Genomic DNA, 15,355 nt, shown 5'->3' with positions numbered 1-15,355 from the left:
CGGCAGGGCACCGGATGAATGCTGCGCGTACGCCGTTCCTGTCATCGGCGCCTTGCTTGTCTTTCTGTCACAAACCCTATGACCAAAAATCGAGGGCGCCTATCCGTAGCGTCCCGGATGGTAATCGTCCCATTGTCGCAGTATGATGCGGCTAACGAGCGGTGCCTCACGAAAGGAACCGCAGGCGTCGCGTGCAACAGGGGAAATAGCGATGCCGCACCCAGGGACCGGCTACGGGCTCGGTCTGAGCGTTGCCGATCGAAGCGCTCGTTACGTCATGGCGATCTGGCGCCAGGCGATCGACATCTACGGCTGGGCCGTCGTCGGGATCGGCCTCGCGACGGTCGTCCGGATGGTGCTGGACCCGTGGCTGGGCGCGCGCGTCCCTTACACGCTCTATCTTCCGGTAATCTTCGCGGTCGCGGCTTTTCGCGGCACGCACGCGGCCGTCGCCGCAGTGATCCTCGGTGTGATAGCGGGCACGGTCGTGGTGGAACCGTTCACCTCCGATACCCCCCATGTCCTCGGCTTGCTGATATTCTGTGGCGTTTCGACTGGCATTATCGCGCTGACGCGGCAGATCATCGCCTGGCGCGATCAGGCGCTCGCCGGGCAGCGGGTGGCGACCCGGCAGGCCGCCGACGCGCGCGTCATGATCGACGAACTCACGCTGCTGATCGATGCTGCGGCCAACCACGGCATCTATTTCCTCGATCCTGGCGGCACAATCACCTTGTGGAGCCACAGCGCCGAACGCCTCAGCGGCTGGTCGATGCGCGAAGCGATCGGCCGCAGCTTCGATCTGCTCCACACCAGCGCCGATTGCCTCGCCGGCAAGCCGCAACGCGTGCTGGCGGCGGCGCGCGCGTCGGGCCGCTTCCGGTCGCGCGACGTGCGCTGCCGCAAGGATGGCAGCGTCTTCATCGCCGATATCACGCTGACCGCGCTGTTCGAGGACGACGGCGGCCTGCGCGGCTTCGGCCTGGTGATGCACGACGTCACCGACGAGGCCCGTGCGGCCGAGGAATTGCAGCTTCGCGAGCGCCAGTTGCGCTCGATCCTCGCCACTGTGCCCGAAGCGACGATCATCACCGACAGCGCCGGCACCGTCGTGTCGCTGAGCGGGGTCGCGCAATCGCTGTTCGGCTATGCGGAAACCGACATCGTCGGCTGCGACGCGTCGATGCTGCTCAAATCGGTGTCGGGCGAGGCGGCGGTCAACGCGCTGCGGTTCAGCAGCCTTGCGGACATGGGGCCGCAGCACGGGGTGGCACGACGCGCCGACGGCACGGTCTTTCCCATCCAGATCACGGTCGGCCGCGCGGCGGTGGGGGAGAATGTGCAATTCACCGGCTTCATCCGCGATCTCAGCGGTGAGGCGGCGACGCGCGCACGCCTGGCGGCGCTCCAGGCGCAGATCCTCCATATGTCGCGGGTGAGCGCGATGGGGACGATGGCGGCCACGCTCGCACACGAACTCAACCAGCCGCTGGCGGCGGTGGAAAGCTATATCGGCGCGGCACGCAACCTGATGCACCGGCATCGGCCGGGCGGCGCCGCGGACCTCGATACGGCGCTGGCGGGCGCGTCGAGCCAAGCGCTGCGCGCGGCCACGATCATCCGGCGCACCCGCGAGATGCTGGCGCGCCGCGATATCGAATTCGTCCACGAAGATCTCGCAGGGTTGCTCGTCGAGGCGAAGACTCTCGCCTGCATGGGCGCGCCCGGGCTTGCCAAGATGATCGATTTGGAGATCGAACCGGGGCTCGGCGCCGTCCTGGTCGACAAGATCCAGATCCAGCAGGTCGTCCTCAATCTGTTGCGCAACGCCATCGATGCCGTGCGCGGCGCGCCGGTGCGCAAGGTGCGGGTGAGCGCGGTCGCGCGCGACGGCGACACCGCCCAGATCACCGTCTCGGATACGGGGCGCGGCCTGTCATCCGAGGAGCAGGTGCATCTCTTCGACACCTTCTTCAGCACCAAGGCCAACGGTCTTGGCGTCGGGCTGCCGATCTGCCGTACCATCGTGGAGGTTCACGGCGGCCGGATCTGGGCGAGCACGCAGGCCGGCAGCGGCGCCGAGCTTCATTTCACGTTGCGGAGATCGGAACGAGGAGACGAGCGATGCAAGCATCTCGAACGGTCCATGTCGTCGACGACGACCAGGCAATTCGCGATGCCGTCGGGATGATGCTCCGCACCGCGCAATACGATGTCCATCTATGGCCCGACGGTGTCTCCTTCCTCGAAGGCGCGGGCGCGTTCGGGCCGGCCTGCGCGTTGCTCGATATCCGCATGCCCGATCTGTCGGGGCTCGATGTTCACGCCGCGCTCGGGAAGATCGGCGCGCCGATCGCGACGATCATCCTCACTGGGCACGGCGACGTGGCGACAGCGGTGCATGCCCTGCGCGCTGGCGCGACCAATTTCCTCGAAAAGCCGGTCGCATCCTCGGCGCTGATCGCGGCCGTCGACGACGCGCTGGCATCGCTCGCGCGGCCGGGGAAGGCCGATATGCGATCGAGCCGCGCGCACGATCGCCTCGCCCCCTTGTCGCCGCGCGAACTGGACGTGCTCAGGGGGCTGGCCGCAGGCAAGCAGAACAAGTCGATCGCGCTCGATCTCGGGATCAGCCCGAGAACGGTCGAGGTGTACCGCGCCAACATCATGGAAAAGCTCGGCGCGCGCAGCCTCTCCGAAGTCCTGTACGTCGCCTTCGCCGCCGGGGTGGACGATAACGCCGCCGCGCCGCGCGCGCGCGGTGCCGATTAGAGCGCGATGACGTTACGTTTAATCGTTCCCCACCAAAACACTCGATATGCCGTGGCGGGCGTGCGACTGGACGAGTGCGCCGGAATACTTATATACCGGTCATTATGAAATTGGGTCTGTGCACGCCGGCCAAGGGTCGGCCTCGCGAATTCGACGTCGGCGACGCGCTCGCCGCGGCGCTGCGGGTGTTCTGGAGCAAGGGCTATGACGGCGCCTCGCTGACCGATCTCACCGAGGCGATGGGGATCACGCGCCCCAGCCTCTACGCCGCCTTCGGCAACAAGGAAGCGCTCTTTCGCAAGGCGCTCGATCTCTACGAGGAAGAAAAGCTCGCGTACATGCGCCGCGCGCTCGACGCGCCGACCGCCAAGGGCGTCGTGGAACGGCTGCTGTACGGGTCGCTCGAAAATCAGTGCAGTGATTGTGAGCCCAAGGGATGCCTCGGCGTCATCAGCTCGATCGCGTGCGGCGAGGGCGCCGAGGCGGTCCGTGAGGATGTGATCGCGCGCCGCGCCTCGTCACGCCAGGCGTTGGTCGATCGTCTCGAGCGTGGCAAGGCCGAGGGTGATCTGCCGCCGGAAACCGATATCGAAGGCATCACCAGTTGCCTGTTCGCGGTGGTGCAGGGCATGGCCGTGCAGGCCGGGGCGGGCGCCAGCCGCGCCGAACTCGAGCGGCTCGTGGCGACCAGTCTCGCGATGTGGCCGGGGCGCTGATCGAGGCGCTGGATTCAGACGCCGGATTCAGACGTCGGATTCTGGGGCTGGACAAAAAATATCGATCGGTACAGAAAAGAGCCTTGACGCGGTTCATCTCCGATTTATATACCGGTCAGTACGGAACAACGAAGGGGTAACGACCCGCATCGTCGCCGCGGTGAGCGACGGGCGGGGCTGAGGAACCGTCGCTGCTTCAGCAGCGGCAGGTTCGTCGTTCACCGCCACGATCGGTCCTGTAAGCGTATCGGCCGGTTTCTTCGACATCTGGGAGCATCCTGACGCAGGAGTGTGGCGCTTGCGACGGAGGCTTTGTGCATTTCATCGCCGGGCGGCCGTGAACGGGCCGGTTCGGCGCGCGGCGGGGCGTGCCCTGTCGCGCTCCATCAGGGAGACACGCGATGGCCTATCTCAATTTCTCCGATCCGCACGAGGCGGCGCTCGCGAACGGGGGGATCGCATCGGTCGTGGACGAGGCGCCGGCACGGCTGTCGCCGCTCGAATGGTCGGTGGTCGCGCTTGCGCAGAACGAGCGGCTGTCGAGCATCGGCCGTCCGGGGCGCGTCGCGACCGCGATGGCGAAGCTGTTCGGCAATCGCCGCAATCCCGCGCTTGCCGATGGCCGGCTCGAGGCGCTGCGGCGGCTGGCGGTGATCGCCTGGCATCGCGGCTACGCGATCGATTCGTCTGAAATCCGGGCGTTCGGCCAGGCTGGTTTCTCGATGGCGCAGTACGAACTCGTCCTCGCCAGCATCAGCCGCGGCCGCGATGCGCTCAACCGCCGCACCCGTTGATTATGCAATTGACTCGCATTAGCGATTGACATTAGATAATTTACGATTTCGGGCGTCGCGGAAATGGCCGGGCTATCGGCCGGGGAGCCGCGAGCCGCTCTTCGCGCCGATTCCGGGGACGTTTTGGAAACGCGCCGGAATCCTCGATCCCCAAAAGCCTCAGGCAGCGAGTGAAACGATGAACATGTTGACCAAGATCGGGCGCGCCGAGGATCAGGCGCCCGAAACGCATACCGCCCCCCGTCCGTGGCGCCGTGGCCTGCTGATCGGCGTGCCGTTGGCGGTTCTCGCCTGGGGCGGCTATTCGATCACCCATCGCGGCAGCCCGGCGCTCGCCGCGCCGCCGCCGCCCACCGTCACCATCGCCGTGCCGCTCGAACGGACGATCGACCGGTGGGACGATTATGTCGGGCGCTTCGAAGCGTCGAAGGCGGTCGAGGTGCGTCCGCGCGTCTCGGGCGCGATCACCGGCGTGCACTTCCGCGACGGCGCGATCGTCCACAAGGGCGATCTGCTGTTCACGATCGATTCGCGCCCCTTCGCGGCGGCGCTGGCCGAGGCGCGTGCCCGGCTGGCAAGCGCGAAGAGCGATCTCACCCTCGCGCGCGCCGATCTCGATCGCGCGCTGAAGCTCGTCGATATCGACGCCGTATCGCAGAGCGACGTCGATCAGCTCCGCGCGAAACAGCAGGCTGCGCAGGCCGCGCTGGCAGGCGCCGAGGCGAGCGTCCGCGCCCGCGCGCTCGACATGAGCTTCACCCAGGTGCGCGCGCCGATCGGCGGGCGGATCTCCGATCGTCGCGTCGATGCGGGCAATCTCGTCGCGGGTGGCGATGGCGCGCAGGCGACGCTGCTGACGACGATCAATGCGCTCGATCCGATCTATTTCAGCTTCGACGCGTCGGAGGCGCTGTTCCTCAAGGCAAAACGCGCCGAACAGGCGGGGGACGCGGGCTCGCCGGTCGAGGTCAAGCTTCAGGACGAAACCGCCTATCGCTGGAAGGGCCGGCTCGATTTCACCGACAACGGGCTCGATCCGCGCTCGGGCACGATCCGCGTCCGCGCGGTGGTTGACAATCCCGAGTTGTTCCTCACCCCCGGCATGTTCGGCAACGCCCGGCTGGCGAACGGCGGCGCAGTCGCGGCGCTGCTCGTGCCCGACGCGGCAGTGACGACCGATCAGGCGCGCAAGCTGGTGATGGTGATCGGCAAGGACGGCACCGCGCAGGCGAAGCCGGTCGAACTCGGTCCCGTCGTGCAGGGGTTGCGCGTGATCCGCAGCGGGCTCGGCCCTCAGGATCGCGTGGTCATCAGCGATCCCGAACTCGCTCAGCCCGGTGCCAAGGTACTCACCAAGCCCGGAAAGATCGCGCCGGTCACCGCAGACGATCCGCCGCCGGTCGCCGATCCGACCAGCGGCGAGGCGACCTTCGCGGTGGGATAGGATGGATGCGGGTCACCCTCACCCTTCCGGCGCTTCGCGCCTCCCTCCCTCTCCCGCTGGGAGAGGGAAGGGGCCCGCCCGACGTAGCCGGGTGGGAAGGGTGAGGGTGAATACCGCCTCCACTCCGCTCTAGATTTCTCTTTCAGGGAGCAGGCACATGCGCCTCTCACGCTTCTTCATCACGCGGCCGATTTTCGCCGCGGTGATCGCGATCTTCATCACGATCGTCGGCGGCATCGCCTATCTCGGGCTGCCGGTGTCGCAATATCCCGATATCGTCCCGCCGACGGTGACGGTGACGGCCAATTATCCCGGCGCCACCGCGCAGACCGTCGCCGAGACGGTGGCGGCGCCGATCGAACAGCAGATCAACGGCGTCGACGACATGCTCTACATGTCGTCCGAATCGACCGGTGACGGCCGGGTGACGATCACCGTCACCTTCGCGATCGGCACCGATCTCGATGCCGCGCAGGTGCTGGTGCAGAATCGCGTCGCGATCGCGCTGCCGACGCTGCCCGAGGAAGTCCGGCGCATGGGCGTGGTGACGCAGAAGACGTCGCCCGACTTCCTGATGGTGGTCAACCTGATCTCGCCCGACAATTCGCTCGATCGCAGCTACATCTCCAACTACGCGCTGACGCAGATCCGCGACCGGCTGAGCCGGATCGACGGTGTGGGCGACGTGCGCCTGTTCGGTAACCGTGATTATGCGATGCGGGTGTGGATCGATCCCGGCCGCGCCGCCGCGCTCCATCTCACCGCGGGCGATATCGTCTCGGCGTTGCGCGCGCAGAATGTGCAGGTCGCCGCGGGCACGCTCGGCGCGCCGCCCTATGCGCAGGGCAACGCCTTCCAGCTCAATGTCGAGGCGCAGGGCCGCTTCACCGATCCCGCGCAGTTCGGCGACATCATCGTGCGCACGGATGGCGACGGCCGCCAGGTCCGCGTCTCCGATGTGGCGCGCGTCGAACTCGGCGCTGACGATTACGCCTCGAACACCTATCTCTCGGGCAAGCCCACCGTGGTCATGGGCGTGTTCCAGCGCCCCGGCTCGAACGCGCTCGCCGCCGCCGAGGCGGTGCAGGCCGAAATGGATAGCCTCGCCAAGTCATTCCCCAAGGGGCTTGGCTATCGTGTCATCTACAACCCCACCGAATTCATCTCGCAATCGGTCGACGCGGTGATGCACACCTTGCTCGAGGCGATGCTGCTCGTTGTGCTGGTGATCATCATCTTCTTGCAGAAATGGCGCGCCGCAGTGATCCCGGTGGTGGCGATTCCGGTGTCGCTGATCGGTAGCTGCCTCGTGCTCTCGGCGTTCGGCTATTCGCTCAACAATCTGTCGCTGTTCGGGATGGTGCTCGCGATCGGCGTGGTCGTCGACGATGCGATCGTCGTCGTCGAGAATGTCGAGCGCAACCTCGAACGCGGGCTTTCGGCGATCGAGGCGGCCAAGGCGTCGATGGACGAGGTGTCGGCGGCGCTGATCGCGATCGTGCTCGTGTTGTGCGCGGTGTTCGTGCCGACCCTGTTCCTTACCGGGCTGTCGGGCGCCTTCTATCAGCAGTTCGCGGTGACGATCGCGACCGCGACGGTGATCTCGCTGATCCTGTCGCTCACGCTGTCGCCCGCGCTCGCGGCGCTGCTGCTCAAGCCCAACGACCACCGCGGCGAGCGCCACGCGATCGTGCGCGCGCTCCACCGGGCCGGCGATGCCTTCAACCGCGGCTTCGAGCGGCTGAGCGACGGCTATGCCCGGCTCACCCGCCGGCTGGTGATGCGGCCGAAGCGGATGATGGTGACCTATGCCGGCCTGATCGCTGCGACCGTCGGGCTGTTCTGGGTGACCCCCTCGGGCTTCATCCCGGCGCAGGACCAGGGCTATTTCCTCACCGTCATCCAATTGCCGCCGGGCTCGTCGCTCGAACGCACCGATGCGGTGATGCAGAAGGTCGCCAAGCGCATTCTGCCGATCCCCGGCGTCAAGGGCGCGGTGATGCTCGCTGGGTTCGACGGCCCGTCGCAGACGCTCGCCCCCAACGCGGCGGCGGCCTATATCCCGCTCGAATCGTTCGAGAAGCGTGAACAGCTCGGGGTCAGCTTCGCCGACATCATGGCCGAGGCGCAGAAGGCCACCGCCGACATCAACGAGGCGCGGCTGATGATCGTCCCCCGCCGCTGATCCAGGGGATCGGCTCGGCGGGCGGCTATCGGCTGATGGTCGAGGATCTCGGCGACCAGGGCTATGACGCGCTCGGCAAGCAGGCGTTCGGGGTGATCGGCAAGGCCAATCAGACCGCGGGGCTGCAACAGGTCTATACCTTCTTCAACACCGCGACCCCGCGCATCTTTGCCGATATCGATCGCCGCAAGGCCGATATGCTCGGCGTGCCGCCGTCACAGGTGTTCGAGGCGCTCCAGGTCTATCTCGGTTCGGCCTATGTCAACGACTTCAACCTGCTCGGGCGCACCTATCGCGTCACCGCGCAGGCCGATGCCGCGCACCGCGCGACCGAAGCCGATATCGCCGATCTCAAGACCCGCTCGACGACCGGCGCGATGGTGCCGATCGGGTCGGTCGCGACCTTCGACAGCAAGACCGGGCCGTATCGCGTCACGCGCTACAACCTGCACCCGGCGGTCGCGGTCGATGGCGATACCGCGCCGGGCTATTCGTCGGGCGCCTCGCTGACGACGATGGAAAAGGTCGCCGATACGGTCCTGCCCTCGGGCTATGGCCACGAATGGACCGGCATCGCCTACCAGCAGAAGGCGGCCGGAAACACCGCGGGGCTGGTGTTCGGGCTGGCCGTGGTGTTCGTCTTCCTCGTGCTCGCTGCGCAATATGAAAGCGTGGTGCTGCCGCTGTCGATCATCCTGATCGTGCCGATGTGTCTGCTCGCGGCGATGATCGGCGTGAACCTGCGGGGGATGGACAACAACGTGCTGACGCAGATCGGGCTGGTCGTGCTGATCGCGCTCGCCGCGAAGAACGCGATCCTTGTGGTCGAGTTCGCGCGGCAGGCCGAACAGGATGACGGGCTGTCGCCGATCGATGCGGCGGTGCGCGCGGCGCGCGATCGGTTGCGGCCGATCCTGATGACGAGCTTCGCGTTCGTCCTCGGCTCGGTGCCGCTGCTGATCGCCAGCGGGGCTGGGGCGGAGCTTCGCCAGGCGCTGGGCACCGCGGTGTTCTTCGGGATGCTCGGCGTCACCGGGTTCGGCCTGATCTTCACGCCCACTTTCTACGTCGTCTGCCGCGCGCTCGGCGACCGGCTGGCCCGCCTGCGGCGGAGCCCCGATGCCGATCCCGCGCTGTTCCCGGCCGAATGAGGATACGATTCATGAAACCCATGCTGTTTCGCACTGAGTATTCCCGCGAAAGTAGGAATCCAGAGCCCCAGGCACCGTCGCGTGCAGCCTCCTTGTCCGTCATCCCCGCGAAGGCGGGGATCCAGACGCCCAGCGCTGGCGAAGAATCGCAGCCGTCACGGGTCTGGATTCCTGCCTTCGCGGGAATGACGAACGACGAATCCAGCGTGCGGCGTGCGCAAAGGATTCGCCCATTGCTCGCCTCGCTATCCGCGCTCGCGCTCGCCGCGTGCGCGGTGGGGCCGGATTATGTCGCGCCCGTTCCACCCGCGGCGTCGTCCGGCCCCTTCATCGCCGCGGACAACCCGGCGGTCTCCACCGATCCGGTCGCCGAAAACTGGTGGCGGCTCTACGACGATCCGGTGCTCGACGGGCTGGTCGAGGATGCGCTGGCGGCGAACACCGATCTGCGCGTTGCGATCGCCAACATCGCCCGCGCGCGCGCCGGCCTGAAGGCCGCGCGTGCCGACGAGCTGCCCCAGACCAATATCGGCGCCAGCGGCACCTACGGTCGCCTGCCCGCCGGTCAGCGGGCGCCCGGCGCCAAGCGCGAGGATTGGGCGATCGATACCGGGCTCGACGTCGCGTACGAGGTCGATCTGTTCGGCCGCGTCTCGCGGGGTGTCGAGGCGGCGTCGGGCGATGTCGAGGCCGCGCGCGCCGATGCCGATGCGGCGCGTGTCCTCGTCGTCGCCGATACCACGCGCGCTTATGCCGACGCCGCGTCGGCGGCCGCCCGGCTGGCGGTCGCGCGGCATACGGTGGAGTTGCTCGACAAGTCACTGACGCTCACCGAGGCGCGCCATTCGGCCGGGCTCGCGACGGGGCTCGATACCGCGCGGATCGCCGCGCTGCGTAACCAGCGCGCGGCAGACGTGCCCGCTATCCAGGCCGAGCGTGATGCCGCGCTGTTCCGTCTCGCCACGCTCACGGGCCGCGCGCCTGCCGATCTCCCGCCGATCGCCGGCGCGCGCGATACCGTGCTCGAAATCGCGCGGCCGATCCCGGTCGGCGACGGCCAGGCGTTGCTCGCGCGGCGCCCCGACATCCGCGCCGCCGAACGGCGGCTGGCGGCCGCGACCGCGCGCATCGGCGTCGCCACAGCCGATCTCTATCCGCATATCTCGCTGGGTGGGTCGGTCGGCTCGACGGGCAATTCGCTCGGCGACATTTTCGGTGGTGGTCCGCTGCGCTGGCTGCTGGGGCCACTGATCAGTTGGTCGTTCCCGAACCAGAGCGCGGCGCGCGCGCAGATCGCCGGCGCCGAGGCCGAGTCGCAGGCCGCGCTTGCCCGCTTCGACGGCACCGTGCTGACGGCGCTGCGCGAGACCGAGACCGCGCTGTCGGCCTACGGCCACGATCTCGATCGCCGCGCGGCGCTCAAGGCCGCGCACGATCAGGCCGCGCGCGCCGCCACGATCACCCGCGCGCAACAGCGTGAGGGCTCGGTCGATTCGCTCGATCTGCTCGATGCCGAACGCACGCTGGCCGATGCGCGCGGCGCGCTCGCCGATGCCGACGCGCGCATCGCCGACGATCAGATCGACCTGTTCGAAGCGCTCGGCGGCGGCTGGGCGGGGGAGCGGGCCGGCGCCGCCTCCGTTTCAGGGTAACTGAAGCAGGGTGTAGCCGGCCCCGCCGCCGCGCCGGTCAATCCTCGAAGCGGCCCGTCGCCAGCGTCTTGCTGATCCACAGCGCGATCAAGGTCGCGAGCGCGCCCGACAGCAGATAGAGCCCGGCGGCGAGGATGCCGAAATAGGCAGCGAGCACCAGCGCCCAGAACGGTGCGAAGCCCGCGCCGAACAGCCACGCGATGTCCGATGTCAGCGCCGAGCCGGTATAGCGGTAATGCCTCTCGAAATGAGAGGCCACGACCCCCGACGACTGGCCGAACGACAGCCCCAGCAGCACGAAGCCGACGATCATATAGGTGATCTCGCCGAGGTCGCCCATGTCGAGAAGCTGCGGCGCGAAGCCGCTGAACACCGCGATCGCGCCCGCCGACGCGCCCAGCAGCGTGCGCCGCCCCACGCGATCCGCCAGATGGCCCGAGGCGATGATCGCGAGCACGCCGAACGCCGCCGCGACCGATTCGATCACCAGGAAGCGCGCGGGCGATTCGTTGGTGAACAGGAACACCCACGATAGCGGGAACACCGTCACCATGTGGAACATCGCGAAGCTCGCCAGCGGCGCGAACGCCCCGATCACGATCGTGCGGCCCTGCGTCCCCACGGTTTCGCGCACGCGCGACGGCTGGAGTTCGCGGCTTTCGAACAGATGCTCGAAATCGGGGGTCGATACGATCCGCAGCCGCGCGAACAGCGCCACCACGTTGATCGCGAACGCGCAGAAGAAGGGATAGCGCCAGCCCCACGACAGGAAGTCCGCCGCCGACAGGTTCATCGCGAAATAGGCGAACAGCGCGCTGGCGACGATGAGGCCGAGCGGGGCGCCGAGTTGTGGCACCATCGCATACCAGCCGCGCTTGTTCTCGGGCGCGTTGAGCGCGAGCAGCGAGGCGAGCCCGTCCCACGCTCCGCCCAGCGCGAGGCCCTGCCCGATCCTGAGCAGCCCGAGCAGCACCACCGTCGCCATCCCGGCATCGGCATAGCTCGGCAGGAACGCGACCGAGACGGTTGACACGCCGAGCAGGAACAAGGCGATCGTCAGCTTGGTGCCGCGCCCGTGATGGCGATCGACCCACATGAAGATCAGCGAGCCCAGCGGCCGCGCGAAGAACGCGAGCGCGAACACGGCGAAGGAGAGGAGCGTCCCCGTCAGCGGATCGACGAACGGAAAGATATAGGCCGGGAACACCAGCACAGAGGCGATCGCATAGACGAAGAAGTCGAAGAATTCCGACGTCCGCCCGATGATGACGCCGATCGCGATCTCGCTCGGGGCGATCTTCGTCTGCCGCGCGTTGACGCTGCGGCCGTCGCGCGCGAGCGGCGTCGAATCGGAAGCGGTTGCGCTCATGCTATACCCTCTACATCATCTCGGTCGCGCGGGCGATGATCGGTGAAGCGCGCAGGCCGGGCAAAGTGATCCATCGGACGGCGCGATACCACGTTCGCACGCGCAGCAGGATTGGACAAAGTGTCCAATGGGAACGGTCGAGGAAGGAGCGTAGGGGACGACCATGATTCGGAGATGTTCTCTCGCGCGCCGGCTTAAATCCGGCGCAAAAGCCCTGTCGGTTGTCGGCGTCGCGGCGCTGCTCGCGGGCTGCAACGCGGTCGTCCTCGCCCCTGCCGGCGATGTTGCGGCGCAACAGCGCGACCTGCTCGTCATCTCGGTCGTGCTGATGCTGCTGGTGATCGTGCCGGTGATGGTGCTGATCGTGCTGTTCGCGTGGCGCTATCGCGAGTCGAACGAGGACGCGACCTATGCGCCCGATTGGGATCACTCGACCAAGATCGAACTTGTCATCTGGTCGGTGCCGCTGCTCATCATCATCTGCCTCGGCGCGGTGACGTGGCTCGGCACGCATGTGCTCGATCCGTATCGCCCGATCGAGCGGCTCGAACATGCGCGTCCGGTCGATCCCGCGGTCAAGCCGATCGAGGTCGATGTCGTCGCGCTCGATTGGAAATGGCTGTTCATCTATCCCGAATACGGCATCGCGACGGTCAACGAGATGGCGGCGCCGGTCGATCGGCCGATCCAGTTCAAGATCACCGCATCGTCGGTGATGAATTCGTTCTACATCCCGGCGCTCGCGGGCCAGATCTACGCGATGCCGGGGATGGAGACGATGCTGCACGCGGTGATCAACCGGCCCGGCGTGTATGATGGCTTCTCCGCCAATTACAGCGGCGCGGGCTTCTCGGGCATGCGCTTCAAGTTCCACGGGCTCGATCACGCCGGATTCGAGCAATGGGTCGCGACCGCGAAGGCGAGCGGCCGCACCCTAGATCGCGCCGCCTATACCGCGCTCGCCCGGCCGAGCGAGAACGTGCCGGTGATGCGCTTCGCCACGGTCGAGCACGGGCTCTACAGCGCCGCGCTCAACATGTGCGTCACACCGGGCACGCCGTGCATGGCCGATACGATGATGAAGGACGCGCACACCGCCGGGCAATCGATGGCTCAGGCGATGGACATGCCCCACGGCGCCGCCGATTCGGCTCACCGGCCGCCCGCGCCCAGTCTTTCGCAACCGATCACCGGAGCCGGGTTGATCGCGCCCGCCGAACGCGCCCGCGAGGGCGATCGCCAGACCTTGTGAGTGTCGTCATGAGCCTTCCGCTTCCTGTCGCCGACAGCCCGATCCTCGGCCGTCTCAGCCTCGCCGCGCTGCCGCTGCACGAGCCGATCCTTGTCGTCACGTTCATCGGCGTCGCGATCGGCGGCATCGCCGTGCTCGGCCTGATCACCTGGTATCGCTGGTGGGGCATCCTGTGGCGCGATTGGATCACCAGCGTCGATCACAAGAAGATCGGCATCATGTACATGGTGCTCGGCATCATCATGCTGCTGCGAGGGTTCTCCGATGCGCTGATGATGCGCGCGCAGCAGGCGGTCGCCTTCGGGTCGAATCAGGGCTATCTGCCGCCCGAACATTACGACCAGATCTTCACCGCGCACGGTGTGATCATGATCTTCTTCGTCGCGATGCCGCTGGTGACGGGGCTGATGAACTACATCGTCCCCTTGCAGATCGGCGCGCGCGACGTCGCGTTTCCCTTCCTCAACAATTTCAGCTTCTGGATGACGACGTCGGGCGCGGTGCTGACGATGATCTCGCTGTTCGTCGGCGTATACGCGCGCACTGGCTGGCTCGCCTATCCGCCGCTGTCGGGGCTCGAATTCTCGCCCGATGTCGGCGTCGATTATTACATATGGGGGCTACAGATAGCCGGCGTCGGCACCTTGCTGTCGGGGATCAATCTGATCGCGACGATCGTCAAGCTGCGCGCGCCTGGCATGACGATGATGAAGATGCCCGTCTTCACCTGGACGGCGCTGTGCACCAACGTGCTGATCGTCGCGGTCTTCCCGGTGCTTACCGCGACGCTCGTGCTCCTCAGCCTCGATCGCTATCTCGATTTCCACTTCTTCACGAACAATCTGGGCGGCAACCCGATGATGTACGTGAACCTGATCTGGATCTGGGGCCACCCGGAGGTCTACATCCTCATCCTGCCGCTGTTCGGCGTCTATTCGGAGGTCGTGCCGACCTTCACGGGCAAGCGGCTGTTCGGCTATTCGTCGATGGTCTACGCCACCGTCGTCATCACCATCCTGTCGTATCTCGTCTGGCTCCATCACTTCTTCACGATGGGGTCGGGCGCGAGCGTGAACTCGTTCTTCGGGATCACGACGATGATCATCTCGATTCCGACGGGCGCGAAGATCTTCAACTGGCTGTTCACGATGTATCGCGGTCGCATCCGGTTCGAACTGCCGATGATGTGGACGATCGCGTTCATGCTCACCTTCGTGATCGGCGGGATGACGGGGGTGATGCTCGCGGTACCTCCGGCCGATTTCGTGCTCCACAATTCGCTGTTCCTGATCGCGCATTTCCACAACGTGATCATCGGCGGGGTGCTGTTCGGGCTGTTCGCGGCGATCAACTACTGGTGGCCCAAGGCGACCGGCTTCCGGCTCGAGACCAAATGGGGCAAGCGCTCGTTCTGGCTGTGGGTGTCGGGCTTCTGGTGCGCCTTCGCGCCGCTCTACGTGCTCGGGCTGATGGGCGTGACGCGGCGGCTGCGGCATTTCGACGATATGTCGTTGCAGGTCTATTTCGTGATCGCGGCTTTTGGGGCGCTGCTGATCGCGGGCGGCATCCTGTGCTTCCTGATCCAGATCGGGGTGAGCGTCCTTCACCGCGACGAACTGCGCGACACGACCGGCGATCCCTGGGGCGGCCGCGCGCTCGAATGGTCGACCTCGTCGCCGCCGCCGGAATATAATTTCGCCTTCACGCCCGTGATCCACGATCACGATGCGTGGTGGGATATGAAGACGCGTGGCAGCGAGCGCCCGACCGAGGGCTTCCGCGCGATCCACATGCCCAGCAACACCGGCGCCGGTTTCATCCTGGCAGGCATCAGCCTCGTGCTCGGCTTCGCGATGGTGTGGCATATCTGGTGGCTGGCGGCGCTGAGCTTCGCCGGGCTGATCGTGACCGCGATCGCGCATACCTTCAACTATCGCCGCGATCATCATATTCCCGTCGACGAGGTGGTGCGCACCGAAGCCGCGCGCACCGCCCAGCTCGCGGCACAAGGCTGAGACGA

Annotated in this window: 9 protein-coding genes and 1 pseudogene; 9 read left to right on the top strand and 1 reads right to left on the bottom strand. The window is 66.7% G+C overall.

Annotated features, from left to right (window positions below):
• Nucleotides 1–211 precede the first annotated feature (211 nt).
• The 7 genes and pseudogenes from DFR49_RS08770 to DFR49_RS08740 all read left to right on the top strand — a co-directional run bounded on the left by DFR49_RS08770 (nt 212) and on the right by DFR49_RS08740 (nt 10,714).
• Nucleotides 212–2,191 (top strand): PAS domain S-box protein, encoded by a 1,980-nt coding sequence (locus DFR49_RS08770; RefSeq protein WP_170150982.1) that lies wholly within the window; start codon nt 212–214, stop codon nt 2,189–2,191.
• Nucleotides 2,125–2,772 (top strand): response regulator transcription factor, encoded by a 648-nt coding sequence (locus tag DFR49_RS08765; RefSeq protein WP_119035407.1) that lies wholly within the window; start codon nt 2,125–2,127, stop codon nt 2,770–2,772. Before DFR49_RS08770 ends, DFR49_RS08765 begins: the two co-directional genes overlap by 67 nt.
• Before the next feature lie 104 nt (nt 2,773–2,876).
• On the top strand, nt 2,877–3,488 hold the full coding sequence (locus DFR49_RS08760; protein ID WP_119035406.1) for a TetR/AcrR family transcriptional regulator: 612 nt from the start codon (nt 2,877–2,879) through the stop codon (nt 3,486–3,488).
• 401 nt (nt 3,489–3,889) lie between these two features.
• Nucleotides 3,890–4,282: a hypothetical protein gene (locus tag DFR49_RS08755; protein ID WP_119035405.1), complete on the top strand. Its 393-nt coding sequence runs from the start codon at nt 3,890–3,892 to the stop codon at nt 4,280–4,282.
• 178 nt (nt 4,283–4,460) lie between these two features.
• The gene (locus DFR49_RS08750; RefSeq protein WP_119035404.1) at nt 4,461–5,726 is read left to right on the top strand and encodes an efflux RND transporter periplasmic adaptor subunit; all 1,266 of its coding nucleotides are present in this window, start codon (nt 4,461–4,463) and stop codon (nt 5,724–5,726) included.
• A gap of 157 nt (nt 5,727–5,883) precedes the next feature.
• A pseudogene (locus tag DFR49_RS08745) lies at nt 5,884–9,062 on the top strand (efflux RND transporter permease subunit).
• 185 nt (nt 9,063–9,247) lie between these two features.
• Entirely contained in the window at nt 9,248–10,714 is a 1,467-nt protein-coding gene (locus DFR49_RS08740) for an efflux transporter outer membrane subunit (protein ID WP_119035403.1), read from the top strand.
• Nucleotides 10,715–10,751: 37 nt separating this feature from the next.
• Here DFR49_RS08740 and DFR49_RS08735 read toward each other — a convergent pair whose 3' ends face one another.
• Nucleotides 10,752–12,083, bottom strand: coding sequence for an MFS transporter (locus tag DFR49_RS08735; RefSeq protein ID WP_119035402.1), 1,332 nt, complete (start codon nt 12,081–12,083; stop codon nt 10,752–10,754).
• 163 nt (nt 12,084–12,246) lie between these two features.
• Here DFR49_RS08735 and cyoA point away from each other — a divergent pair, with 163 nt between their 5' ends.
• Complete coding sequence (cyoA, locus tag DFR49_RS08730; RefSeq protein ID WP_119035401.1) at nt 12,247–13,335, top strand: ubiquinol oxidase subunit II; 1,089 nt, start codon at nt 12,247–12,249, stop codon at nt 13,333–13,335.
• Between the two features lie 8 nt (nt 13,336–13,343).
• Nucleotides 13,344–15,350: a cytochrome o ubiquinol oxidase subunit I gene (gene cyoB / locus DFR49_RS08725; RefSeq protein WP_119035400.1), complete on the top strand. Its 2,007-nt coding sequence runs from the start codon at nt 13,344–13,346 to the stop codon at nt 15,348–15,350.
• The last annotated feature ends 5 nt before the right edge of the window (nt 15,351–15,355 follow it).

This window comes from Hephaestia caeni (genome assembly GCF_003550065.1).
Taxonomy (GTDB): Bacteria; Pseudomonadota; Alphaproteobacteria; order Sphingomonadales; family Sphingomonadaceae; genus Sphingomonas; species Sphingomonas caeni_A.
This window is presented reverse-complemented; position numbering and strand designations above follow the sequence as displayed.

Bases quoted from the DNA above. Each gene is read 5' to 3' on its own strand.
- cyoA (WP_119035401.1), top strand. From the start codon at position 12,247: ATGATTCGGAGATGTTCTCTCGCGCGCCGGCTTAAATCCGGCGCAAAA.
- DFR49_RS08760 (WP_119035406.1), top strand. From the start codon at position 2,877: ATGAAATTGGGTCTGTGCACGCCGGCCAAGGGTCGGCCTCGCGAATTC.
- DFR49_RS08765 (WP_119035407.1), top strand. From the start codon at position 2,125: ATGCAAGCATCTCGAACGGTCCATGTCGTCGACGACGACCAGGCAATT.
- DFR49_RS08755 (WP_119035405.1), top strand. From the start codon at position 3,890: ATGGCCTATCTCAATTTCTCCGATCCGCACGAGGCGGCGCTCGCGAAC.
- cyoB (WP_119035400.1), top strand. From the start codon at position 13,344: ATGAGCCTTCCGCTTCCTGTCGCCGACAGCCCGATCCTCGGCCGTCTC.
- DFR49_RS08740 (WP_119035403.1), top strand. From the start codon at position 9,248: ATGACGAACGACGAATCCAGCGTGCGGCGTGCGCAAAGGATTCGCCCA.
- DFR49_RS08770 (WP_170150982.1), top strand. From the start codon at position 212: ATGCCGCACCCAGGGACCGGCTACGGGCTCGGTCTGAGCGTTGCCGAT.
- DFR49_RS08750 (WP_119035404.1), top strand. From the start codon at position 4,461: ATGAACATGTTGACCAAGATCGGGCGCGCCGAGGATCAGGCGCCCGAA.
- DFR49_RS08735 (WP_119035402.1), bottom strand. From the start codon at position 12,083: ATGAGCGCAACCGCTTCCGATTCGACGCCGCTCGCGCGCGACGGCCGC.